The organism is Stanieria cyanosphaera PCC 7437 (assembly GCF_000317575.1).
In the GTDB taxonomy this organism is placed as follows: Bacteria; Cyanobacteriota; Cyanobacteriia; order Cyanobacteriales; family Xenococcaceae; genus Stanieria; species Stanieria cyanosphaera.
Genome location: NC_019748.1, coordinates 4,200,031 through 4,226,014 on the forward strand (window position 1 = coordinate 4,200,031; position 25,984 = coordinate 4,226,014).

A 25,984-nucleotide genomic window follows, 5' to 3' on the forward strand; every position below is an offset into this window, starting at 1 on the left:
TCAAAATTTTAAAGATAATTTAGTTTAATTGAATGGCGAACTACGGTTCGCTTTTATCAAAAATTATTCACGCGAGTTCGGAACTTCTCCCCAAATTAACTCGCCATTGTTGTATAAACCAATCTGAGTAGCTTTCACTGTTCGGCCAAACGTATACTTCAATCCTTTAATTGACCAATCATTGTTATGATTCCATCGATTATTACTGGTAATACGTAAGCCGACAGATTTTTTATAGTGCTCGTTACCACCAGGATAAATGGCTTTTCCTTGACAATTAATTTCTACATAATAAACTTGTTCGGATACCTGAACAGGTTGACTAGGAGAATTAGGACATTCACTTTCAGTACCAACTACAGAAATATCGTTAATATCTTGAGAGTCAAGGGTGAAAAAGAAACGAAGCGCAGCATTATCTAAGACTGTAGCAGGAGAAGCTGATTTATTAACTATATCTGCTTGAATTTCTAAAAAATTAGCTCCACTTTGTTTAATTTTTGCTTCTACATAAATCGATTCTTGTTGGTCGGTAGGAATCGGTATTTCTGGTAAGGGTTCACCACCAAATTCTAAATACATTCTAGCCAAAGCTCCTGCTATGCCCCAATTGTAGCCGATCGCGACTTCATTACCTTCCCAATCGTTACGGTCATCTTCCCATTGGTCGTTTTGATCGGGACCTCCAACTAAAGCACCAACCAGTAAATTACGAGTTTCGCTGGGATTGCTACTATCATTTAGCCAACTGCCGTGAGCAGTACGATGATGGGGATTTTTGGGATAATTTTTTTCAAAACCAATAATATAACTACGATGATGGGGATTATTGCCTAAAATATAATGAACTTGACTTACCCCAAAATCAAAATAACGGTTAGCTTTTTCGCTTTCTCCTTGATTACGCAACCAATCACTATAGATAAAACCAATAAAAGCAGTACTAGCTGCATAGTTCAAAGAACCCCATTGATTTAAAAAAGCTAAACCTCCTGGAGTATAGGTGATTTTTTCGCCTTGATAGCCAATTGTCCAATAATCTAACCAAGCTTCAACACGCTGACGATATTCTAACTCTCCAGTTTCTTGAGCAAGTAAAACGTATGCCCCATAAGCTTTATCATCGGTAACATGGGTATAATTATAGGGTTTAGACATGGATTGATATTCAGCGATCGCTTTAGTTAAATATTCTCCTCTATAACCCCAATTTTGAGCGTCTTTAGCTTTATGTAACCAAATTGCGCCCCAAACTATTTCATCTTGATAACCACTAAATGATTTATAAAATGGTACTGCTGCACTGATGCAATCAGAATATTTACCGCGATATTGATCGGCAAAGTCATACAATCGTTCTGCTTTCTGCACTAACAAATCTGCATAGGCAGTATCTCCATTTTTACGAAAGAAAATTGAAGCTGCGGATAAAGCTGCGGATGTCTCTCCTGCAAGTTCTGAACCAGGACAACTAGTATCAATTTTATAAGCAGGTCTTGCCATCTGATAACTAACTGCTTCTGCTGGCCCCCACCATTGGTGGTCTTGATTTCCATCTCCAACTTGTCCATAAAAAACATATTGTCCAGGTTGATCATTAGCAAAAGCTTTGAGGAAATAATCAGTTACCCATCGAAGGTTGCGAGATAAATAAGTTAATTGACCTGATTGTTGATAAGCATCATAATACTCAATGCCACCCCAAGCTAAGTTAGTCGCACTAGCTGCCATCGGAAAACCAAATTTAACATGATCCCCAGCATCAAACCAACCTCCACTCAAATCAACACCTACATCTGCACCATCAGTTAAAGTGGCATCACCCCGCCAAGGAATTCGATTCCATGCTGGTAGTTTACCTGCCTGTTGTGCTTCATAAAAAAGAATTGTTTTTTGTAAAGCTTCGCCATAGTTATATTTACTTTGCGTGCCTAAACAGGGAAAGATTAATAACAAAACTAGAGAAATTGGAGCGATCGCTATTAAATTTCTCAATTTAAATATTTTTTTGATTGACATTTTTAAATAACCAATTTACTTAGTTTGATTACAATTAACCATGCCAGCGTTGCATTTGATTATTTTCTTTTAAAAATTGTTTAATTGCATCTAAATAAATTTGACGATATTCTGCATAACTGTATTGGTCTATTCTGATTCCAAAACTGTTTGAGCTACCTTCCATAATTTTAGCCATTTCATCGTTAACTTTAACTGAATAATGACTTCCATCAAAGGTGTTTTTTACATCTTTAGTAACTGCCGAAGGAATTGAAAAATCATACATAACATCATACTTCTGTGCCAGTTGATAAAATACTGGTAACTCACATTCTTTAGTTAATTTGCGACCATAGGTATCGTTAACAATACTCCAAGCCGAACGAGGAGGAATAAAACCAATAAACTCGGCATTAGGAAAAAATGTTCTTAAATCAGTAAATAAATCAACAATTTTCAAGTCACATTGCTGTGGTTCTTGAGGCTTATAAAAACCTGGTTGATAAACAGGATATTCTGCAAAATCTGCTCCTTCAAAATTGCGGTCATAATAATTACCAGGATCAGGACTAATTCCTAATAAAGTCATTAGAGAAAAAGTCAATATATCAATAGACAAATAAGCATGAAGTGGTGATTTTGTTCGTAAGCTTTTGATATCAAAGGGTTCAATTGGTTGTCTTTCTTTGACAACAAAATTAAGTCCGTCAACACCAATATATACTTTTTGAGGTTTAAAGCCATGTTCTTGTAAAGAACGAGAGTATTGAATAAATTCTTTAATTTCTCCTCCTTTAATTGAATAATTAAAACACCGATCTTTCGTAAATTGAGAAGCTCTTAAAGTAATAACTCTAGAACTACCTAAAATGAGACAATTATAATTATTTTTATCTTTAGTTCTAAAAAAAAGATTAGTTTTAGAAATACGTTCGTTAAAAGCAAAATTTCGGCCAGTTAAGATGTTACCGTGACTATACCAAAGTGGGTCTACTAGCCAATTAATTCCTCCTACTGTAGCTACTAATAAAGAAATTATTGATGAATATAAAACAAAATTAAACTTTTGATTTTTCTTTTTAGATAAGCTTGGCTCAATTTTTTTTACTTTAAAAAAGTCTTTGGCAATAGTTTTGATATTCATTTTTTTTATTTAAAACTGAAAATATAAAAATTCACTAACTCTGGTAAAACACAATAAAGAAGCTGTTGTTATTCCGGCCATAATCACTGTCCAAATATTATTAGGTTTCCAGGTTAAATTTTGCCAGAACTTGTGCGGCCATTTTTGATAAGGTTCAGAAGTAGATTCGTTTAAAGTTGGATTATAAATACCCATCCATTGTTGAGTATTCGGAGTAAACCATGCAATTAATAACAATAGAAAAACACCAAAAGTTGCATACTTTTGACTGATACCTACATCCATAGTGAAACCCAAAAATCCTACACCCCAATTTCTCATAAAAGCTAATTGAGTTTCTAAAAAAGCAGGCAATTGTATTCCATTTAGCCCAATCATTGAACCCAAAATTGATGTAGCAGTAGCAAAACTATCGGCACGGAAAAATACCCAAGAAACTACTACGGCAAGAAAAGTAACTAACCAACCAATTCCCTTCAGTAACCAACCATCTTGCTTGAGATTATGTCCCCGAGCTTGACGCCAAGAACGATATAAATGATTAATAACTAAATAAGCTCCGTGTAAACCACCCCAAAAAACATAAGTCCAACCTGCACCATGCCAAAATCCTCCCAATAGCATAGTAATCATCAAGTTGCCATGACGTCTTATTTTTCCTTTACGGTTTCCACCTAGAGGAATGTAAAGGTAATCTCTTAAAAAGTTGGATAAAGTAATGTGCCAACGTCGCCAAAAATCTACAATACTAATAGCTTTATAAGGAGAGTTAAAATTTAGAGGTAGCTTAATTCCAAACATATAAGCTGCCCCAATTGCCATATCTGAATAACCAGAAAAATCAAAGTACAATTGTAGAGTATAGGCTAATGCTCCTATCCAAGACTCAGAAAAAGTAAGGTTAATACCCTTAGCAGCAGCATTGAAAGCTAAATTAGCATATTCAGCCATAGAGTCGGCAAAAATTACCTTTTTAAATAAACCTGCTACAAAAATAGTCAAACCAATTGCTAAAATTTGGCTATTAAACTGATAGGTTTCTGTTTTTTTGAATTGAGGTAAAATATCTTTGTGATGAACGATTGGACCAGCAATTAATTGAGGAAAATAACTAACAAATAAAACATATTTTAAAAGACTATATTCTTTAGTTTCACCTTGATAAGCATCGACTAAATAGGCAATTTGTTGAAAAGTGAAAAAAGAAATTCCTAGGGGTAATATGATTGTTCCTAAATTAAAGTCAGTGCCAATAACCTGATTAAAATTATCGATAAAAAAGTTTGCATATTTATAATAACCAATAAAACCTAAATTAAAACAAATTCCTAAAAATAAAATTGTTTTTTTACTAATTTGATTGTTAAGTTTATTCCCTAGTAAATACCCAAGTCCATAATTACATAACATCGAAATTATGATTAGAGGCAGATTTTTAGGATTCCACCATCCATAGAAAAATAAGGAGGTAATTACCAGCCAAGCAAGAGGAATTTGTTGTCGAATCGCTTGTTTGTTTTTACTGATTAAATAAAATCCAATCAGTGTGATAGGTAAAAATAAAAAAACAAATTCAAAAGAATTAAAAAGCATACTGTATCATTTAAAACTTTTTAATAATATTTTTTAATTAACAAATGATGTTGTCAGGGGTTATATGTAAGTATAAATTGCTAATCATTAAGCTCTTGTAAAGATCTTGTAAAGAAGTAAAGTACGTTGTAAAGCTTTAAGTTATGCAATTTAAGAAGACTTCGCCATCTTGACTTCTTGACGATATAAAACTATGACAATTATCCAAAGTCCAACCATTCTAAAAGAATCTGAACATAAAGTTGCCCAAGCTGCTCCTTTCCAGGAAAATTGAGGAATTAAAATGAAATTTAACCCCAAATTTAATAAAGCAGCAACCACTTGAACTATACTTCTACTTTTTTGAAAACCCGCTCCTGTCAGAGTATCAGCAGCTAACATTTGAAAAGCAGCCAGACAGGGAATAGGAGCTAACCAACGTAAAGCTGCGATCGCGTCGGCGTATTCATTTCCTAAAATAATAGGTAAAACTGGGGCAAATACTAAATAACCGATTACCGAAAGTATCCCATATCCAACCACAAAAGGAAATAGTTTTTTGGCAAAACCCAAACTACTTCTAATTCCTGAAGAGCCGTGTTGAAAAAATTTAGTATAGGCAGCACCAAATATAGCAAATAAAGGAACATAGCCAACATCTATAAAACGATAGGCAGAACCATAAATACCTGTCGAAGTCAAAGTTGCCATGCTGCCTAACATTGTTTTGTCCAAACTAGAATTAATGTTATTAGCAGAAGAACTAATCGAAAAATAAATTCCTGTTTTAATTTCTGATTTTAATTTTGATATGTTAAATTGAGCCGAACCAATGATATGGTTGACAGACAGAATTCCTATCAAAGCGATAACTGCGGAACTAATTAAATATAAACAAGCCCAAGTAAGAGTATTAGGATGAGGAAAAAAAATAGCCAAACTAAGCGCAGCTAAAAGCTTACCACAAGTACTCAAAATTCCCAATTGAGCGAATTTTTTAACAAAATTTGTAGAGATAAAAGCTTTAGAGCTAATATCTAACAAACCTAAACAAAACAAATCAGCAAGCAAAATAATTAAAATAGTTAGCCAAGAAATATTTTCAGGAAAAATAATTGGCGATAAGATTAAAAGTCCAATAGTCAATAAACTACTATTAATTAATAAGAGTAATAATGTATTTCCCCAGTAGATGGGAAAATTTGAGCGATTAATCGCTGTATATTGAACTAAAAGATGTTCGCTACCTAAAGCAACAAAAGGAAAAACAATTGAAGCTAACGCAGTAACAGCAATAAAAGAACCATAATTTTCTGCTCCTAAAAAACGAGCTACTATTACAAAATAAATAGCTTGCATTACGACGTTGAATAATTTTGCAAGCAAAATCCAAAGCGTATCTCTAAATAAATTAGCTTTAAATAGTTTACTAATTTGAGATTTTCTGATTTTAAATTGCATTAGATGTTTTTAAATTTTGTTTAAAAAATAACATTGATAATACAGTTAAATATAAATATATGTCAGCTTTGGTTAACTAATTATTTTTCTATTTATTTTATTTTATTTTTCAAGAGAATAGTTATTTTCTTGAGCAATTGCCAGAGAAAAATTGAGTGCTACATAAATTGCCCAAAACATATTATCCATTGTAACGATTGTACCTTCAGAAATATTTGATAACAAAATATAGGTTAAAAACAACAAAGGCCAAAGTCCTTCTACAGTTTTAGTATTGCGTAACAAAGTCAAAGATTTAATCGCTGTATTGAAAAAACTGACTAAAAAAGTAAAAACTCCAATCAAACCCAAACCTAACCATAAATCTAGAAATCCATTGTGGGCATAAGCCACCTGAGTTCTTACTGCTAGTTCTACAAAAGCAGAAGGACCTTCTAAACCTCGCCAAAATGCAGCTAAACCATAACCGAGCCAAAAGCGTCTGTTGATCATTTCCAGAACTGCTAACCAAATATCAGTTCGACCAGAAAATGTTGAATCCTTGCCAACAGCAACTAACAATAAATCGGATTCTCCATAGTAGATAAATAAAAGGATACCAGCAATTCCAATAATTAATCCGAGCAAAATTGCTGTAATCATATATTCATATCGCCATCGGAAGATTCGATAAAGAGCGCACAAGGACAACATAATTAATAAATTGCCCAAAGATGTAGTTGAGCGAGACAAAACCACTAAAGCAACAGTAACAGCTAACAATAACCAAAATAGCCAACTTAAACTCTTACCGTTACTAGCACGAAGCAAAAAGATTACTGCTGCGGGTACCATCACTAAACCAAATTGGTTTTTGTGAGTATAAACACCTCGTACCGCTCCTTCATGAAGTGCTGCCATAATGCCATAGTGAGGTAAAGCCACCACGAATAAAACACTAAGAACAACACTTAAGATAAAAGTTCCACAAAGAATGTTGAACAGTTGTTGAAAGGTGTAGCGAGTTGCTAAGTAAATACCAAAAGCAGTTGTACCAATTGCATATATGCTATATCGAAAAGTTTCGCTGGGGGCAACTGACCAAAAAGAAGATAAACTAATTACTAAAATAAACGGCCAAATTAATTTATCTTTGGTTAAAATATCAGCTACTTTTTTCCAACGTAACACTAATAAGAGAAAGGAAATTAAATAAATTAATATAGAAATTTTTGCATTAATCGAATAATCATAATTTGTAAGATTTATTCCATCTCCTTCACTTGCTCCTCGAATGATTAACAAGGGAATTAAACCTTGTGATAAATGAAATAAAGCTAAAACAGAAAAAAGATATTCAAAAGAAGTTAGTGATAAAATTTTTTTAAGCATTAATTCTGCTATTTTTTTATTTTTAAATTATTATTATATATTTATTTGATTAATCAACTCTATTTACTATAATTAAGATTAATTAGCTTTATTAACGCTAATTTAATTTAGTTGATTATTTTTTGGAAAAAAATTTTAATTTATTATTGGTAATATTAACCTAAACTACATTAGATAAACAAGTTGCTAGTTTATTTAAACTTGAAACATATTTTTTTGATAGCTGATTTTACTATTAGACAATAATAATTGAAAACGACGCTCAATAATTTTGGGTAGTTGAGTAGTAAAATGTTTAAGAAAAATGGGATGAGCAAAGATTGCCATTAATCCAGTTAACAGTTGTTTTTGTTTAAAAGGTTCAACTACAGAATAATAATCTAGCCATGTTTGGGTTTCAGTCATTTTTTCCTCAAGAGCAGCTAACAGTTGAGGATTCTCCTTCAGGTAATCTTGGTGCTGAAGAAAATTAGCAATAGCTCGGCATTCATCTTCTAAACGTTTAATTTTATTACTAGCAACCAAAGAACCTGGACGAGAACGATAATAATAATAAGCTTCAGGAATGAGAAAAAACTTGGCTCGATGTAAAAAACAATCCATATCTAGCCAAAAGTCTTGAGTGACTTTGATGGTTTCATCATATTTAATTTGATGTTGAACTAAAAATTCTCGTTTAAATAAAGGTTTGCTAAAACCAAGACGTAAGCCAACTCTGCCTTCAATATCTGACTTGACAAAATCGGCTGCAGAAATTTGTTTAACCGAATCAATGATTTGTCCACTACCACCAATTAGAGTTCCCCAGGGACAGACATGACCATCTTCAATCAAATAAAGATTATCAGCAATTAAATCAGCTTGATGAACTTGAGCAAGATGAACCAATTTTTCTAACCTTTCGGCAGCATACCAATCATCAGAATCAAGTACTGCTATCCATTTTCCTGTTGCTGCCCTCAAAGCACGATTACGCGCACCTCCTGCACCCAAATTGGTTTCGTTCACTAACAGTTTGAGCCGAGAGTCACAAAAACTTTGGATTATTTCAACAGTGTTATCGGTCGAAGCATCATCAACCACAATAACTTCAATATTGTGCAGAGTTTGATTAAGAGCCGAATCAATTGCATGAGCAATATAATTAGCAGTATTGTAAGCAGGAATGATAACAGATACTATGGCTATGGGTTGATTCATCAATGTCTCCTAAGAGATAGTTAAAACTGGGTCTAGTAAAGGCTTACCATCAAAATAATCAGGGAGTTTTGCTCCCATCAAATTGAGTATAGTCGCACTGAGATCGACTGCTCGACCATCGATTAAATCAGAACCTGGTTTGATTCCAGGTCCGGCTGCTAATAAAAAGCCATGTTCTCGATGTCCACCAGGACGATTATAAGTAATAGGTCCAATGCGACCAAGATCAGGACTATCGACGACATCAGTAGGAATTTCATGCCAAACTACGATTAAGTCTGGTTCAGGTAACTTGGGATCGTTATCTAAAGGTGATTTGCGAGTACGAACTACTTGTTTGACTAAAGGTTGTCCGCTTCGACCATCTTTAAGACGATCAAGAACTTCAGTTAATTGATCGCAAAGAGAATCGTATTCAGCCGGTGTGACAATGCCATCGCGATCGCGTCCTTGAAGATTAATACGAATGTGACCATCAGCATATGCAGGTAAGGCAAAAGCTTTCATTTGTGGCCACAACGAACTATACCAACGCGCAGGCATCCAACCTAATTCTACTTGTTCGTCTAGAAGAGGGTAAGGAGACAGTAAACCGTGTTTGGAATTTCTTAAGAATTTTTTATGTGTCCAAGTGTGCCACAATTTTTTGATTGGATTTGGTTCGTAAATTTTGCCCCAGACTTCTGCTGACCAACCATTTCTAATTTTTTTGCTAATAATTGGCGGTACAGGTTGATTGAGATCTCCCGCTCCTAGAGCAACTTTACCTGGAAAATTAAACCGATAAAGCACTTCTGGAAGCAACATCATACTAAGTAAATCAGTTAGATTTGCACCCATGCCATGAACGGCAAATAACAAAATGTAGGCATTGTCTGGTGCTGCTGCGATAATTTCTCCTACCGCTTGGTCTACTTGTTGAAATCCTTGCAACATCGGATCTCCCAAAGTTTCCATTTGATTGGTGTAGGGATAGAGGGGATGATCTGGTTGACTGAGATTGTATAAATCATGTCCCAAAGTATGAGTTTCACCAAAGGCAGTTATAAATAAATCCCAGGGTTCTTGTTGCAGAATTTCTCGGCAAATTTGAGCGCGAGTGGCAACGCTTTCCTTAACTGCTTGAGTTACCCAATTAAAGTATTTTTTATCCCACCAAATCCCATTATCTTTTCGATACACGGGGTTAGAACCATATTTGGCAACGATTTGTGGTAAAAGTTCGCTTGGTTGAGATTCGCTTGGATAAAAGGGATGATGCCCACCCCAACCTGTAATCTGAATGCCGTTAACCCCTGGAGATACTCTAGTAACTGGTACATCAAAAGCAGCTACTCGATATTTTTCTCCTAACGCATAAAAAGGAAGATACTCTTGATAATCGTATCCACCATAAACAGGATCGCAACGCACTTCATAGGTGTCAGGATTGTAGGTAATCGTATCCCAAAAGCCAGTTTTATCAGGTAAGCAACCTGTAGTCATCATGACCCAAAGAGGTTCAGTGGAAGAAAATTCGGCTACTCCTCCTTGATAATTGACTTGATTATGTAAACGACCGTAGATTCCCTGTTGACGAACACGGCTGAGATTGGGCAGATTTCCCTGGGACATCCATTGTTCTATGAGATTAGGGTCGGCTGCATCTAAACCAATGGCAATAATTGGTGTTTTCATACCTCGTTTCTAAATAGTATTATGTATTTACGAAAACTTAGAACCACTTATGCGGTTTTAGACCGGGGCTACTTCCGTGCGATCGCTATTTGAGGGAAGCTTTTTTGAAGAAAAATAACCTTTGGCATATTTAGCGTGATAGGAATAACGCTCAAATTCACTGGGTTTGACACCATTAATCACCATGCCTAAAACTCGTTTGTTAATAGTTACTAAAATTTCTTGAGCAAAAGCAGCACTTTCTTGCTCTACTACGCCTGGACGACTGACAAACAAAAGACCATCAACTAGCTTACTCAAAGTCAAAACATCAGCAGTTATTGGCAAGGGAGGTGCATCGATTAAAACGAAATCATAATCTTTTTTCGCTTGTGCGATTAACTCGTTCATCTCAATCGAATCTAGTAAAGCCAGAGGATTAGGTGGAACTACTCCTACTGTTAATAAATCTAGCCTTTCAATTGGTCGAGCTACAACTTCATGTAAGCTAGTTTTGTGGGTTAAGACGTCTTTAAGTCCCAAGTGATTACTCATATTCCAGAGATGATGCTGATTGGCTCTGCGTAAATCACCATCAATTAACAAAACACGACGACCTAATTGAGCGATCGCAGTAGCTAAATTTGCTGCAATAGTAGATTTTCCTTCTCCTGGTACAGAGCTAGTTACCAAGACAACTTGTGGTGGATTGTCCTGATTGAGAATTTTTAAATTGGCTTGAATCATGCGATAGATTTCGCTGTTAAAGGAATCTGGCTCTCTTTGCACGACAATCCCATTGGGTTCATCATCTGTATATTGAGGAATTAAACCCAAAACTTTATAAGGAAATCTTTGTTTGATTTCAGGAATAGTTTTTAAACTACGGTCTTGCATTTCTAACAGTAAAACTGAGAGGTTAGAAAGCAATAATCCTAAGATTAGTCCCAATACCATTAATGCTAACCTACCAGAACTACCTTTTTCTGGCAATTGAGCTAATTCAATAATTTGAGCATTACCAGTTGTTTGGTTTTGCAATAATTTTAGTTCTTGCTGACTATCGAGTAAGTTTTGGTAAACTTTTTCAGCAGCTTCTACTTGACGAAGTAAGTCTTGTTGTTGTTGTTCGATTTGTGGTAGCTGCTTTGCTCGTTGCAGATACGCTTGTTGAGATTGAGAAAGAGAAGCTAGTTGTCTTTGTTGACTAATGCGGTCAATTTCTAGGGAAATATATTTTTCTAAGGGATTTTCTTTATTGCCGTCGCTTCTAAGTAAGCCTTCAGAAATTTTGGTATTTGAACCTACAGTTTCAGTAATTAACCCTTCTAATTTTTGATTGAGGTCTTGTCTTTTTTCCAACAAACTTTGTACCATTGGATGGTTATCTCGAAAGCGTTGCCGTTGTTGGGCAAGTTCGGTTTCCACATCAGCTAGATCTTTGAAAATGCTTTCGACAACAGGAGTCCCTCCTAGTTGATTAGCTGCCAAAGCTTGATTTAGGTTTAAACCCAATTGTTGATTGAGAGTGGCTGTTTGAGCCTGAGTACCCTGAAATTGAGCAGCAACATTAGCAATTTGTTGATTAAGATTAGCTAACTCAACAACTAAAGTTTCTTTTTCTTTAGCTAAATTGACTACTCGATTGGCTTCTTTGAATCGCCGTAAATCAGATTCAGCTTGAGATAGTTTTTGTTCTATTTGGGGAAGTTGATTACTAATAAAACCGTCGGCGTTAGCAGTCTCAGCTTGAGTACTTTTAACTTGTTCATCTAAATAAAGTTTCATCAAAGTATTGATGACATCAGCAGCAGTATAAGGGTCTTGGTCTTGATACCTTAAACTAATTACGTCAGTTCCACTGACAATCTCTATTTTCAGTTTCTTGTTTAAAGCTTCTGGTTTGAGTGCCTTACCTTCTTCGTCTTTAAGCTTTAATTTTTCAATGGTTTGAACCAAAATTGGTTCAGTTTTCATCCGTTCAATTTCAGTTTTTAATGGACTTTGATCATTGAGCAGAGGTTTTAGTTCACCAATCCCTTGACCAACCTTAGTTAAAGACGCAGTATTATTCTGTTTGAAGAGTAATTTTCCTTCTGCTTGATAACTTTTTTTGAGCAAAGTACTGAGAGCAGCGACTGAGCCTACTGTTAGCAAAAATACTGCCAGGGCTGGCTTCCAACGTCTTCTTAACTTTTGGAGGTAATTATAGAGATTAACATCAATGTTTTCTCTAGAGGCAGTATAACTGTTATTTAAAGATAAATTTTCTGGAGTTTGACCGTTACTCATCCCAGTAAAATTAGACATATTGATAAACTACTTTTTCTGATTAGTTTAAATTATTTCGTTTTTATATTCCGTTATAGAAATATATACGCGATAAAACCTCTACTTACTTTAAAGTTTTTATAAAGTTCAGTAGATAAAATATGAAAGAGATAAAAACTTATTGACTCCTCTAGTTGAGCCAGGCAAGAAAGGCAGTATTTTTCTTACTGATTAGTTTGAGTGTTTGCTACTGCTAACTAAAATTTTAAAAAAAAGTTTGATCTAGTTGATTAATTATACAAAATTTTTTACTTATTCAAATCAACCAGATTTATTGATTGAGTTTGCTTAAGTATTGCTCGATCAATTTTGATTGACCTAGACTAACTATTATAAATAAAATAAAAAAGAGTTTAATGATTTTTTAATAAATAAATTTCTTTTTGTTGGGAATCACAATAAATCCAGCCTAAATCTTGTAAGCGATGAACTAAATTGGAGATAGTTACTCCTAGTTGTTCGGCAATTTGGTACAAATGTTGCCACTTAGCTAAATTTTTAGCTTGACTTAATTGTAATAAATAATACTGAGGCATTAACAAACAACCTGCAAAATATTGTGCTTGCCATTCAACGCCTTCGGTACTCTCAAGGCTTCGACACAACAAAGGTTCAACTTTAATTGCTAATCCTCTATGCTTTAATCTGATTTGACGTTCCACTTCGGTGCGATCAATATGCAATACCCAATGCCCAATTTCATGAGCAATAGTTGATTCGCCTAACCCTCCTTGTAGCTGAGGAATGCGGTCGTTTATTTCAATTAATTTTTCTAGGGGTAAAATTCTGGCAGCAATTGCTCCATATTCGTCATCACTAATAGTATCCCAAACTACATCTAATCCTAAAAATTCGGCGACTCGGCTGGCATCTAAAGGAAATTTAGGTAAATAATTGTGCGTTTTTTGCATTTGCAGCAAAATATCTAAAGCACAAGCTTCTATAGTGAGCTTGGGGATAAAGCTATAGGGACGAAAAATACTCAAGCTCATCACTCCTGACGATCTGTGCCAACTGCTTCACGAAAAACTTTTTGAGCAAAGTCAGGATTTTCTCGCATTCGTCGAAATAAAGCTGGCATATCCTTGTAATGTTGTTTAAGTAAATCTTCTTCTTGTTGGGGAATTCTACCAGCAAGATAGATTAATTGTTCTTCATCTAACTCAAGTTGACGAGCTAAAATCCGAATTGCTTCTTCTTTGGGTGGATAATCAGCCCGATTGTTTTCTAATTTAGATAAATAGGTAAAGTCTAAGTCAATTAATTTGGCTAATTCCCTTTGAGAGTAACCTTTATTTTTTCGTGCTTGACGAATCAGTTGACCAAAGTTATCTTCCACTGTTTTCCGCTTTAAGTTAATATTCTATTTAAATCTTATGAGAATTTGAAGAAAACATCAACATAGCTTCGTTATCAGTGACAGAGCTTTTGCTCTGTTTACCAACAGAGACAATTTTGTTTAATTGCCACTTTTAGTTGTAGCGATTACATATACTTAACTATAATTAGTTTTTCAAGGCAAAAATTGAGAATTTAATTCAGATTATGGTTTGTTTAATGAATAGCTACTTTAACCCTTTATCTTAAAAATCTGTTAATTAAAATAAATATCAATTAGTTTTAATTTAGATTAAATTACTTTATAATCTCTCCAATTATGCTTGCATAAATATTTATTCATGGTCGTAACTATCTTTTAGAATAAAAGTAAAGATGGGGGACTAATGAAAGGAGCTTACATATTATGAGTATTAAAAATTTATCGCCAATTTTAGCTGCTGGCGCGATCGCGCTTAGTGCTATTCCTGCTTTTGGTGAATCTACTCAATCATCTAATCGCAATGTTTTTTGCCAAGTAAACAATGGTATTCCAACTACGGTGGCAAACGTTCAAGGAGAAATCAAGTCTATTTTTCACTGGCGTAATGAAGTATTGCCAAAATCTGCTAATGCTCAACAGCTTTGTAACAGTGTATCTGCTAAGTTAGCTAACTATTCTAGTTTAAAAGGTTTTGGTGGTCACGACCAAGGTGGTTTACCTACTATTTGTGCTGAAAACAGTCCGGGAGAATGCAGTTTAGTTCTTTTTACTCTAGCACCAACAGACAACGCTATTGATGAAAGTGAACGTGTTCTTGCAGGTATTCTCGATTCTGGATTAGCTAAAGATAAGCAAGTATCAAACGCTAGAGGAATACAGTCTACTTACTATCCTGTAGATTTTTGGTATTTGCTAGGACTCAAGTTCAACAAATAGCTTTATTGATTATCTAACTTGCTATTAATTAATTCTAATAACTTGACCGTCGTTTGATGGTCAGGTTGAATTTTTCTGGCTTCTTCACAGTGTGCTTTAGCATCTTGGTACTGCTGCAATTCATATAAAGCTCTACAAATTTGAGTCCAAGCTAAAAATAAATCTGGTTTAATTGCCAGTGCTTTTCGAGTTGCAGTAATTGCTTCATCATATCTGTCTAATTCTATTAAAACTTGTCCTTTGTTAAACCAAGCATTCACAAAATCTTGATCGACAGCTAAGGCTTGATTAAATTCTTGTAAAGCGTCTTCGTATTGTTTTAAATCTGAACGAGCTAAACCTCGGCAATTCCAAGCTTCGGCAAACTTGGGCTGATAGGAAGTAGCTTGAGCGCAAGAAGAAAATTTTTCTAAATGCCTGCCTAGCTTTCCTTGAGCAAAACCTCGATTAGTCCAAGCTTCAGCAAAGTCTGGTTTAATTTTAATTGCTTGATCAAAAGCGTCAATTGCTTCTTCGTATTTACCTTCGTTATTTAAAAGATTGCCTTGATTATAATAATTCATTGCTTTAATCACAGTCCAAACTCTTGGTCCGAGAAAAACTAATCCCAACAGCAAAGGTATAGCAGCAAACCAAACCCATCGTCGTGCAGGTTTTTTGGGATCGACAAGATTGGGTTCGGAGGGAGACTTGATTTTTTTTCCTCCTTTACTCAATGATTGTTGTCGCAAGTCATCGAGAACTTCATTAACGTTTTGATAACGTTCTCTAAAGTCATTACAGACCATTTTATCGAGGATATTGGCTAGAACATTACTACAATTTCCTGCTCGCTCTCGCCAACTTATTTCTCCAGTTTGAGGATTTCTAGGCAGTTGATCGGGATGAAATCCAGTAATAGCTTGAATAGCAGTTATTCCCAAAGCATAAATATCACTATTGAAACGCGGATCTCCTCGTTGCTGTTCACTTGCCATATATCCAGGAGTACCAATCGCAACAGTTAAAAGATTTCCTTGTCCTTCAGTTAAAGTCATGTTACTAATTTCTTTAACTGCACCAAAATCAATGAGAACAATTTTTTCATCTGTGACTCGCCGAATTAAATTTGAGGGTTTAATATCACGATGAATTACATTATGTTGATGAACAAAAGCTAAAATTTCTAAAACTTCTTGGAGGAAACTTCTAACTTTTTCTTCACTCCAACGATTATTCGGATGAATTTCTCCTTGAGATAAGTCTTTGCCCTCAATAAATTCCTGAACTAGATAAAATTGCTCGTTTACTTCCAAATGAGCTAAGAGCCGAGGAATTTGAGGATGATTGCTCAATCGATAGAGAACATTTGCTTCATTGGTAAATAACCTTCTCGCTGTTTCCAAAACAAATTCCTCATTAGATTGAGGTTGAAGTTTTTTTACGACACAGCGAGGATAACCAGGAAGTTGCATATCGTGTGCGACATAAGTTTCACAAAAGCCAGTCTTCCTTAAGCAATCGATAACTCGATAGCGTCCTCCTATTAACTCATCAGACATAAGGTTTGGGAGTTGGGTATAAGTTACTGAATCAAAAAGTCGGTGGTTAACATTGTTAGGCAACACCGCTATTTATTAATCGTTATAACAGACTATATCAAAGGATTTTAGACATAACATGATTGTTGCCCTTAATTATTTTCCAACATATATGTTTGGTAATAGGCAATAGTTATTAAAAATTCAATGATTGTGCCTATTACCAAAATGTTTAAATTAAGAAAAATTGTTAATAATTGCTTGAGCAAACTCAGAGCATTTTAGCGGTGGTTCGACAGGAGGAGCCATCAACCTTGCTAAATCGTAAGTAACTTGACCAAGTGCGATCGCGCTTCCCAAACCTTGCTGAATCAGATCCGCTGCTTCTTGCCAACCCATGTATTCCAACATCATTACTCCTGACAAAATCACCGAACCTGGGTTAATTCGGTCTAAACCAGCGTGTTTCGGGGCTGTACCATGAGTAGCCTCAAAGATAGCACAATTATCGCCGATATTTGCCCCAGGACTCATTCCTAGACCACCGACAATAGCAGCAGCAGCATCGGAAAGATAATCTCCATTCAAATTCATGGTAGCCAGAATTGAATATTCATCAGGACGAGTTTGAATCTGTTGGAAAATGCTATCGGCAATGCGATCGTTAACCATCACTTTATTTTGCCATTGACCATGACCATGAGTATCCCAAATCTGCTCAAGAACTTGTTTGACTTCCTGACAAATTTGTTGTTGTTTTTCGGGAGTTAAAGCATCGTATCCAGGATCGATTTTACGAGCATTTGCTTCAATAGTAAGTTCTGGATTAGCTTCTTGGTTGCTGAGAATCCAAGATTCTCTTTCTGTAATACATTCGGCACGAAATTCAGTAGTGGCTAGTTCATAACCCCAATCCCGAAACGCTCCTTCGGTATATTTCATAATATTACCTTTGTGAACCAAAGTAACTTGTTGTTTTGATTGGGGGAGTCGCAAAGCGTGTTGAATAGCTCTTCTGACCAATCTTTGTGAACCAGTTTTGCTAATTGGTTTGATCCCAATTCCCGAATCTAGGGGAATTTGTTTTTTGCCGTGTTCGGCAGTAGCAGGAATTAAATCAGTGTTGAGAATATTAATGAGTTTGTCAGCAATTTCACTTCCTTGTCGCCATTCAATTCCTAAGTAAATATCTTCTGTATTTTCTCGATAAACAATGACATCCAATTTTTCAGGACTTTTGTGAGGGGAAGGAGTTCCTGCATAATAACGACAAGGACGAACACAAGCATAGAGATTAAAAATTTGCCGTAAAGCAACATTGAGAGAACGAATTCCTCCTCCTACAGGAGTTGTCAGAGGTCCTTTGATGGCAATACCATATTCTTTAATGGCTTTAAGAGTATCTTCAGGTAAATATTGATAAGTACCATACTTGTCGCAAGCTTCGTCTCCTGCATAGACTTTAAACCAATTGATTTGGCGTTTACCACCATATGCAGCACTAACAGCAGCATCAATCACTTTCTCTGTCGCTGGCCAAATATCTACGCCAGTACCATCACCCCGAATGAAAGGAATAATTGGATCGTCAGGAACGATTGGTTTCCCATCTTTAAACGTGATTTTTGTTCCTTGAGAAGGTGATGTTAGTTTTTCGTACATAATGAATTACAAAAATTAAATGTAGCTACAATAACAATTAAGTCAAAATAACATTTAAGGCAGTAATACAATTTACTCCTTCAGTTTTTTCTAAAGATCAATAAAGATAACATAAGAGGAACAATATAATTAGGTCAGTATGTTCAGAGCTATAATAAACCTCTTAAATTGGCATAGACATAATGAAAAAAATTTTAGTGGTAGATGACGATCACATTCTCCGCAAGGTTTTAAAGCATACTTTGGAACAACAAGGTTATCAAGTTAAAGCAACTGGTTCGGGAGCAGAGGCTTTGGCAGGGTTTCAAAACGATCTTCCAGATTTGATAGTCTCTGATGTTTCTATGCCAACTATGGATGGTTTTGAATTTTGTCGTCAACTGCGTTCTCAGCCTTCAGGACAGTTGATCCCCTTTATTTTTCTCTCTGCCAAAAGTGATTTAGATCATCGGATTCAAGGACACCAAATTGGTGCAGATGATTATCTGACTAAACCTTTTGAGATGAAAGAATTGCTAGTTAAAATCGAAGCTTTATTAGAGCGATCGCGACGAATTCATAGTGAAATAGTTCATTTATTACAGCAATTAGTTAATTCTCAGTCAGTTAATCATTCTTTCGCTGGAATCAACTTAAACATTGCCAATCCTAACGCCAAGGAGTCTAAACCTGAACCTTTACCTCTGACTCCTGCCGAAGAAAGAGTATTTTGGGAAGTCATTCAAGGTTTTACTAACAAGCAAATCAGTGAGCGTTTGTTTATTAGTCCGAGAACTGTACAAACTCATTTAAGCAACATTCTAAATAAACTTAATGTGGAAAATCGTACTCAATTAGTTCGTTTTGCTTACGAACATGGTTATGAAAAAAATGAGAACTAATAATTAAGACCACTAAAAAAAATTCTTTCTGTGGAGATTAATTTAAAATTTTTAGCTTAGTATAACTTCAACAGAGTAACCAAAGTTCTGTCTTGCCAATCAATTCAGTACTGATGTATTAATCAAGTCTTAAATCACTGTCTAGATGTGCAATTGAACCGATCACATTAATCTCTATAATTCTTAAATTTCAATTCCTAAATCATGATAGGATTGACCTTAAGACCGATAGCTAAGTAAAAACACTCAGATATCGCTCTCAACAGAAAGTAAAAAACCTTTCTACCTATTTAATCATTTTTGATCAAGAAAAATAATCGCTGCAACAGTAATTTTGTATGGAAGAGATTAGCGATTTAATCAGTCAGTTTCAAACCGAATCAGAAAAAAACCAACTTCAACTTGTACCTCAGCTAGTTGCCAGAGGAGAATCTGGTTTAGAAGTATTGATGAATTTTTTACACTCTCGTCAATCAGAACCAGTTAATCTAGTGATGGGAAAAGCTTATCAGGCTCTGCTTCAAACTGATAATCCTAAAGTTCAAGAATTTCTTAAAACCTATTTCCCCACTGGTGTAGTTCCTCTCAAATCGGAAAGAAATATTGACTATCAACCGCTACAACAACTTTTAGCAAAACAGGATTTTTTAGGTGCTGATGTTCTTACCTTACAAAAGCTATGCGAAATAGCAGGGGAAGCTGCCATTAAGCGAAAATGGTTGTATTTTACAGAGGCTGAAAATCTTCCCAAGACAGACCTATCTACTTTAGACCAACTGTGGTTAATTTATTCGGAAGGTAAATTTGGTTTTTCTGTTCAAAGACAAATTTGGCTATCTCTAGGTCAAGACTTTGCTCAACTTTGGTATAAAATTGGTTGGAAATCAGGAAATAATTGGACTCGTTACCCCAAAGATTTTACCTGGGATTTAACTGCACCCAAAGGACATTTACCTTTATCTAATCAGTTAAGGGGAGTTAGGGTAATTGCTTCAATTTTTGCTCATCCAGTTTGGTCAACTGACTCTAATTAATCAATTTTTTTCAGAATTCTTTGGAAGACTCAGAATAAACTGAGAGCTTAAATTAAAGGAAATCTTAGTTTTTTAGCAAACATAATCTCAAGAATCTCTGCTTAAAATGTTCGTTCAGAGAGTTTTTCGGGAACTTTAAGTGTAACAACTTTGAGAGAGACGCCAATAGTTATCTTTTTCTCAAGCTTATGGCTTTAGAGAGATAAAAAGTCGCTCTGCTCTCTAGGTTGTCGACAAAACAATCTAATTAAAATTCAGTGATAGAAGTGCAAGCAGTAGATTTAGGGATAAGAGTCACTAATATGACTAAACCAATAAATAGACTCTTTTGCCGTTTAGATGGTCTTTCTTCTGCGGCTAAAGAACAAAAAAGACTGAGCATTCTAAGTAAACTAGGTTTGTTAGCAGCAGAAACAGTTCCCGTTTTTGATGAAGCGACACAAACTGCTTCTAGTTATCTAGATGCACCAATTTGTATTTTAGGTTTAGCAGTTGAAAATGAACTATGGTTTAAAGCAGCAGTAGGGTTATCAAAAATTGGTTTAATGAATCAATTAGCCTCGGATCGAAAAATTCAACTCCATGAATCTTTTAGTACTTATATTATTGATAGCGAGCAGGCTTTAGCAATTGAAAATACTACTGTGAACCCTGTTTTTACTAATACCAGTTTAGTTCAGCATTATGGAATCAAATCTTATCTTGGTGTTCCTTTAATTAGTCCAGAAGGCTATTGCATTGGTACGTTAGAAGTGATGGATTTGCAAACTAGAGAGTTTAGCAATCGAGATTTAGATTTTTTAGCTTTAACTGCTCGTTGGTGTTTAAGAGAGTTTGAACGAGATTATTTAATCAAAACTCAATCCTCAAAAACTACTGAGAATTTGGGTAATTTACCTGTTCTCAGTCCCACTCAACCAGCTTGGCAAGCACCAATACCAACAAAATTAGAAGTAATTAATCCTGCAACTGATAATTTATCTTCTACTAATTTAATTAAAGTTAAATTACTGGCTCAACTAACTCAAGAATTAAGAACTCCTCTAACTTCTGTGATTGGAATGGCAAGTGTACTGCGCAGAGAAGTATATGGTCCTTTAACAACTAAACAAAGAGAATATCTCGAAATTATTCATAACAGTGGTCAAAATTTAATTACTTTAGTTGATGAAATTGTCAATTTGGGCGTTTTAAATGAGCAAGATATTAATCTTCAAATTGCCTCAATAGATATTGAGATGCTTTGTCAACAGGTTGTAAATAGTTTAATCGATTTTGCTAAACAACAGCAGCAAACACTACGTTTATCAGTAGAACCAGGACAACGAATTTGGCCTTTAGATAAAGAAAAAATTAGGCAAGCTCTTTATTATTTAATCATTAGTGTTTTAGAGATGTCTGAAGCTGGTGGAGAAGTACGCGTTCATGTGTCTCATCGCCATAAGGGTTTAAATATTGCTGTCTGGTTAACTCATCCTTGGCTAGGAGATGGTTTACCACAAATAGAATTGTATTCTCAATCAGTCACTAAAGCTTTAGCTCTAAATGGTTCTTCTGGAGGACATAATTTTGAGCAGAGTGTGGGAGATGTTTTATTGGGCAATCAAATTTTGACCTGTGCTGCTTTGATGACAGTGTTAAATGGAGGAGAAAATAATAATCATAAACATACTAATAAAATTTCACGAGACTTATTAGGGTTATTACTGAGTTGTCATTTAATTGAGCTTCATCACGGTCAAATTGCCGTTCAAGGCTCATCTGAGTCTGGTTATCGTTATATTTTACAATTACCAACTGTTGAATCAGAAGAAGAATATTAAGATTCAGATACAATGAGCCGTGTTCTGGAAATTCAGAATTTAAAGTTTAGAATTATCTTGGTTAGTCAATCTCAGATTTAACTATCAGTTATTTTTAGGCTTTATTCATGAAATCGGCTTGGACAAAAATAGTACTTTCCGACTTGAGTTTATATCAATGGCACAGTACCAGCTATCTTTATCGTTTTATAGGTTGGTTTTCTTCTTGGCGACAAGGAAGCTGGTTGTTGCAGTGGGGTGAAGCTCTTGGGGCTGCTTTACTAAGTGTTTTGTTTGTGCTTGCTCCTTTTGTATCTACCAGTCTGCTTGGTCTTCTTTTAGTAGCTTTGGCTGGATATTGGATAATTTTTACAATTTCAGAAGAACAACAATTAGAAGTAACGCCAATACATTTGGTAGTTTTGGTTTATTGGTGTATCGCTACAGTTGCGACTGCTTTCTCGCCAGTTAAAGCTGAGGCTTTGTCTGGCTGGATGATCCTGACTTTATATCTAGTGATGTTTGCTTTAGCTGCTAGGGTTTTACGCTCGCCTCGTATTTGTAATGGAGTAATTACTGTTTTTTTGTTAGTTGCTTTGTGGGTAAGTACTTATGGCGTGCGTCAGCAAGTTTTTGGAGTAGCGCAATTAGCCACTTGGAACGATCCCAATTCTCCTTTAGCGCAGGATACTAGAGTTTATAGTTATCTGGGTAATCCTAATTTATTGGGAGGATATTTATTACCTGCGATCGCTTTAAGTATTGGTGCAGTTTTGATCTGGCGGGGTTGGCTGCAAAAAATTCTTGCTTTCATGATGGTAGGAGTTAATTCTGCTTGTTTGTATTTTACCGATAGTCGTGGTGCTTGGTTAGCCATGCTAGCTTTAATGACAGTGTTGTTATTATTGCTTTACTACTGGTGGAGAGATTATTTACCTCGTTTTTGGCAGGTTTGGTTGTTACCACTAGTATTTGGGACATTAGCAGGATTGATTATTGCTGCAATTGTTCTGGTAGAGCCTTTAAGATTAAGGTTTTTGAGTATTTTTGCTGGTCGCGAAGATAGTAGTAATAATTTTCGCATTAATGTTTGGGAAGCAGTTTTTAAAATGATTCGTGATTATCCTTTAACGGGGATCGGTCCCGGTCATGAGGCTTTTAATAAAGTATATCCACGTTACATGAACAGCCGTTATCCTGCCCTTAGTGCTTATTCGGTTTTTTTAGAGCATTTGGTAGAAATGGGTTATTTAGGCTTAATCTGTTTTATTTGGTTGATTGTAGTGACTATTGATAGTGGTATCAGGCAAATTGAACGTTTTAAACTGAGTAGTAATCGTCAAGGATTGTGGTTGATTAGTGCGATCGCAGCAATTGCAGGTTTATCAGTTCATGGTTTGGTTGACACAGTTTGGTATCGACCTCAAATCAGTACTTTATGGTGGTTGATGCTTGCGATCGTGGCGAGTCAAATTCGGAGATTTCCCGTTAAACAGGCAAATACAGAATTTTCCCAAGCCAAGCTATCTCAGGAGCAATTTTAATATCTTTTCATCGCTCTCTCTATTTCTCTTTGGTCTTGGCGACGTTTCATTGTTTCTCTTTTATCATGTAGTTTTTTACCTTTAGCTAACCCAATACTGACCTTAATCCAGCCATTTTTAAAATATAATTTGAGCGGGACTAAGGTTAAGCCTTTTTGTTCAACTTGTCCAATCAGTTTGCTAATTTCTTGACGATGTAAAAGTAGTTTACGAGTTCGGCGTGGTTCATGGTTAAAATATTGACCACTAGCTTGATAAGGAGATATGTGGACATTGATTAACCACGCTTCACCATTACGAATCAAAGCATAACCATCTTTCAAGTTAGCTTTGCCTTCACGAATTGACTTAACTTCTGTTCCTGTTAGTTGAATACCAGCTTCATAAGTCTCTAATATTTCATAAAGATAACGAGCTTGACGATTATCGCTGATAATTTTAATGCCTGCATCTTTGTCGCCCATACTTCTTGACACTGCTATATACAGTATTTTTTATCTAATAACTTTATTTAATTCGTAGAATAACACTCTAGTAGTTTTAAACAAAATTCTTCTTTTTGTCTCATCTAAAATTAATGTCAATTGTCTTATGCTAACTCTAGATTCTCATCAATATGCTCTTGCTCTTCACACTACTACACCTCAATTGGGTATTGCAATTAGTAATTTTGCACAAGATCATCGTAGTCAAGTTTGGCATTTAGGACACGATCTGTCTTCTCATCTTCATCAATATCTTGGCGAAATTATACACCCGCAAACATGGCAAGATTTAAAATTTATTGCCGTTGCTAAAGGACCTGGTGGTTTTACTGGTACTAGAATTGGTGTAGTAACTGCTCGTACTTTAGCACAACAGTTAGAAATTCCTTTATATGGTGTTTCTACTTTAGCTGCCGTTGTTTGGTCGCAAAAAACTCAATTTGAACCTGATTCTCTTGTAGCTGTACAAATGCCAGCTAACCGAGGTCAATTTTTTGTAGGTATTTATCACTTTTCTCAAACTAATTATCAAAAAATTTATCTACCTGATACGGTTATGACACCTGAAGCTTGGCAAGAAACTTTAAAAAATTTAAGTTTACCTTATCAATTAATTGAAACTCCCGTTAATCTTGCCCAGACTGTCACTAATATTCTTCAACTTGGTTATTTACAATGGCAACAAGGACATTTTAATCAATGGTCGGAAGTTGTTCCTTTTTATGGTCAGAATCCAGTTTAATAAACTAAGTTAATCTAATCTTTATTTTAAAAGTAACTAATTTCAAGATTTAGTTAAATTTTGGATTCAATCCAGCCATTTCTAATTTATTATGCCATATTAATAATAACTCTCTTGTTTAAAACTAAATGATTTGACTTTATCAATTATAGTTAGAAAAAATATATATAACTAAACTGGTAAAATAATTGTCAAACAAATGGTTTTTAACTTGCTCATGGTCATGACTAGCCATGAGTTTTTTTTTGCTAGATAATTATTTATAAATCTTACCTAATCTTGTCAAAATTATTAATTGAAATGATAAAATTTTTAACACTTGGCTTCATCACTATCTAATTTATGAATACACCAATAGAACGCATTCGTTTATCGACAACGGCTAAAGAACAACTAATAAAACTCAAACGTATTACTAAAATTGAACAGTGGAATATTTTGTGTAGATGGGCATTTTGTTATTCTCTAGCTGAACCTAGTATTCCTACTTCTGTGCCAATCAATTTAGATAGTAATGTCGAAATGAATTGGAATGTTTTTGGTGGAGAAATCGCAGATATTTTGCTATTAGCTCTTAAAAAAAGATGCGACCGCGATGGTTTAGAGACAAATCAAGAAACTCTTAAAATGCAATTTATTTTGCATCTTCATCGAGGAATTAGTTATTTAGCTGGTGAATTGGATTTTAAAAATATTGACGATTTAATTGCGATGGCTGTTCAACCAACCACAACTTTACAAACTGTTACTGAATCTAAATCTGATTAGAGCGTTTCTTAATTAAATAAGATACAGCCAATAACCTAGTTTTTGTTGATTGTTCACCCACATTTTTAATGTCAACAGTTAAGATAAAAATTAAAAGTCTTAATCATAAAACTATGCCACGTTTAAATCTTCATAGTTTATCAATGCAAATAAGTCGGATGTACGAGCAGGGACAATCTTTATTTTGTACGATTAAAGTACAAGATTGGCTTAAAGAACGTAATTACGACCCTAACGAATACGATATTATTTTTCATCATAAACCTGCGCCACCAGAATCAGGCTTAATTCAAATGGTGGAAATTGAATTGCGTCGCAAAAATGGACAACCTGTAGATACGTGGTTACAAACGGAAGTTAATCGTTATAGTTAGTAAACAATTATTAAAAAGTAGCAATTTATACTGTTTTGATCTGATTCAATAGAAATATATCCTCCCATCATTGTTTTTCTCCCCTCAGCAACAGTTTGAGAGTAAAGCAAGTTGGCTGGTCAATACGGTGATTAGAGAAGGTGAGGTTTTCTTGCCGTCTCTCACCAGCATAATTTGTG

The 25,984-nt window shown here is 35.0% G+C and carries 21 protein-coding genes; 8 read left to right on the forward strand and 13 right to left on the reverse strand.

Annotated features, from left to right (window positions below):
* Window positions 1-63: 63 nt before the first annotated feature.
* The 10 genes from STA7437_RS18245 to STA7437_RS18290 all read right to left on the reverse strand — a co-directional run bounded on the left by STA7437_RS18245 (window position 64) and on the right by STA7437_RS18290 (window position 14,075).
* Window positions 64-2,019, reverse strand: a complete 1,956-nt coding sequence (locus tag STA7437_RS18245) for a glycoside hydrolase family 9 protein (RefSeq protein ID WP_015194869.1) — start codon at window positions 2,017-2,019, stop codon at window positions 64-66.
* A 34-nt stretch (window positions 2,020-2,053) separates the two neighbouring features.
* Entirely contained in the window at window positions 2,054-3,145 is a 1,092-nt protein-coding gene (locus STA7437_RS18250; RefSeq protein ID WP_015194870.1) for an ETRAMP family protein, read from the reverse strand.
* A 9-nt stretch (window positions 3,146-3,154) separates the two neighbouring features.
* On the reverse strand, window positions 3,155-4,738 hold the full coding sequence (locus STA7437_RS18255) for an MBOAT family O-acyltransferase (protein ID WP_015194871.1): 1,584 nt from the start codon (window positions 4,736-4,738) through the stop codon (window positions 3,155-3,157).
* Between the two features lie 150 nt (window positions 4,739-4,888).
* Complete coding sequence (locus tag STA7437_RS18260) at window positions 4,889-6,178, reverse strand: oligosaccharide flippase family protein (RefSeq protein ID WP_015194872.1); 1,290 nt, start codon at window positions 6,176-6,178, stop codon at window positions 4,889-4,891.
* Between the two features lie 102 nt (window positions 6,179-6,280).
* A complete protein-coding gene (locus tag STA7437_RS18265) occupies window positions 6,281-7,549 on the reverse strand; it encodes an O-antigen ligase family protein (protein ID WP_015194873.1) in 1,269 nt (422 codons plus the stop codon).
* 195 nt (window positions 7,550-7,744) lie between these two features.
* Window positions 7,745-8,749, reverse strand: a complete 1,005-nt coding sequence (locus STA7437_RS18270) for a glycosyltransferase family 2 protein (protein WP_015194874.1) — start codon at window positions 8,747-8,749, stop codon at window positions 7,745-7,747.
* A 9-nt stretch (window positions 8,750-8,758) separates the two neighbouring features.
* Window positions 8,759-10,426 (reverse strand): alkaline phosphatase family protein, encoded by a 1,668-nt coding sequence (locus tag STA7437_RS18275; protein ID WP_015194875.1) that lies wholly within the window; start codon window positions 10,424-10,426, stop codon window positions 8,759-8,761.
* Window positions 10,427-10,483: 57 nt separating this feature from the next.
* Complete coding sequence (locus STA7437_RS18280; protein ID WP_015194876.1) at window positions 10,484-12,715, reverse strand: GumC family protein; 2,232 nt, start codon at window positions 12,713-12,715, stop codon at window positions 10,484-10,486.
* Between the two features lie 374 nt (window positions 12,716-13,089).
* Window positions 13,090-13,728, reverse strand: a complete 639-nt coding sequence (locus STA7437_RS18285; RefSeq protein ID WP_015194877.1) for an ImmA/IrrE family metallo-endopeptidase — start codon at window positions 13,726-13,728, stop codon at window positions 13,090-13,092.
* A complete protein-coding gene (locus STA7437_RS18290) occupies window positions 13,728-14,075 on the reverse strand; it encodes a helix-turn-helix domain-containing protein (RefSeq protein ID WP_015194878.1) in 348 nt (115 codons plus the stop codon). The genes STA7437_RS18285 and STA7437_RS18290 overlap by 1 nt, the downstream gene beginning before the upstream one ends.
* A 405-nt stretch (window positions 14,076-14,480) precedes the next feature.
* Between STA7437_RS18290 and STA7437_RS18295 the strand changes: the two genes are divergently transcribed.
* The gene (locus tag STA7437_RS18295; RefSeq protein ID WP_015194879.1) at window positions 14,481-14,993 is read left to right on the forward strand and encodes a COP23 domain-containing protein; all 513 of its coding nucleotides are present in this window, start codon (window positions 14,481-14,483) and stop codon (window positions 14,991-14,993) included.
* Between the two features lie 2 nt (window positions 14,994-14,995).
* On the opposite strand, the gene STA7437_RS18300 is transcribed toward STA7437_RS18295, so the two are convergent.
* Window positions 14,996-16,534 carry a protein kinase domain-containing protein gene (locus tag STA7437_RS18300; protein ID WP_015194880.1) on the reverse strand — a complete coding sequence of 513 codons (1,539 nt, stop codon included), beginning with the start codon at window positions 16,532-16,534 and terminating at the stop codon, window positions 14,996-14,998.
* A gap of 216 nt (window positions 16,535-16,750) precedes the next feature.
* The gene (locus STA7437_RS18305; RefSeq protein WP_015194881.1) at window positions 16,751-18,175 is read right to left on the reverse strand and encodes an NADP-dependent isocitrate dehydrogenase; all 1,425 of its coding nucleotides are present in this window, start codon (window positions 18,173-18,175) and stop codon (window positions 16,751-16,753) included.
* A gap of 182 nt (window positions 18,176-18,357) precedes the next feature.
* Between STA7437_RS18305 and STA7437_RS18310 the strand changes: the two genes are divergently transcribed.
* The 4 genes from STA7437_RS18310 (at window position 18,358) to STA7437_RS18325 (ending at window position 23,436) form a co-directional block, all read left to right on the forward strand.
* A complete protein-coding gene (locus tag STA7437_RS18310; RefSeq protein WP_015194882.1) occupies window positions 18,358-19,056 on the forward strand; it encodes a response regulator transcription factor in 699 nt (232 codons plus the stop codon).
* 338 nt (window positions 19,057-19,394) lie between these two features.
* Window positions 19,395-20,090, forward strand: coding sequence for a GUN4 domain-containing protein (locus tag STA7437_RS18315; protein WP_015194883.1), 696 nt, complete (start codon window positions 19,395-19,397; stop codon window positions 20,088-20,090).
* Between the two features lie 302 nt (window positions 20,091-20,392).
* Window positions 20,393-21,913, forward strand: a complete 1,521-nt coding sequence (locus tag STA7437_RS18320) for a GAF domain-containing sensor histidine kinase (protein WP_171815460.1) — start codon at window positions 20,393-20,395, stop codon at window positions 21,911-21,913.
* A gap of 107 nt (window positions 21,914-22,020) precedes the next feature.
* Complete coding sequence (locus STA7437_RS18325) at window positions 22,021-23,436, forward strand: IctB family putative bicarbonate transporter (RefSeq protein ID WP_015194885.1); 1,416 nt, start codon at window positions 22,021-22,023, stop codon at window positions 23,434-23,436.
* On the opposite strand, the gene smpB is transcribed toward STA7437_RS18325, so the two are convergent.
* Window positions 23,433-23,900, reverse strand: coding sequence for an SsrA-binding protein SmpB (gene smpB / locus STA7437_RS18330; RefSeq protein WP_015194886.1), 468 nt, complete (start codon window positions 23,898-23,900; stop codon window positions 23,433-23,435). The two genes, STA7437_RS18325 and smpB, sit on opposite strands and share 4 nt — an antisense overlap.
* 127 nt (window positions 23,901-24,027) lie before the next feature.
* Between smpB and tsaB the strand changes: the two genes are divergently transcribed.
* The 3 genes from tsaB to STA7437_RS18345 all read left to right on the forward strand — a co-directional run bounded on the left by tsaB (window position 24,028) and on the right by STA7437_RS18345 (window position 25,805).
* Window positions 24,028-24,663, forward strand: coding sequence for a tRNA (adenosine(37)-N6)-threonylcarbamoyltransferase complex dimerization subunit type 1 TsaB (gene tsaB / locus STA7437_RS18335; protein ID WP_015194887.1), 636 nt, complete (start codon window positions 24,028-24,030; stop codon window positions 24,661-24,663).
* 342 nt (window positions 24,664-25,005) lie between these two features.
* Window positions 25,006-25,431, forward strand: coding sequence for a DNA sulfur modification protein DndE (gene dndE / locus STA7437_RS18340; protein WP_015194888.1), 426 nt, complete (start codon window positions 25,006-25,008; stop codon window positions 25,429-25,431).
* A 113-nt stretch (window positions 25,432-25,544) separates the two neighbouring features.
* Window positions 25,545-25,805 carry a hypothetical protein gene (locus tag STA7437_RS18345; protein WP_015194889.1) on the forward strand — a complete coding sequence of 87 codons (261 nt, stop codon included), beginning with the start codon at window positions 25,545-25,547 and terminating at the stop codon, window positions 25,803-25,805.
* Window positions 25,806-25,984 lie beyond the last annotated feature (179 nt).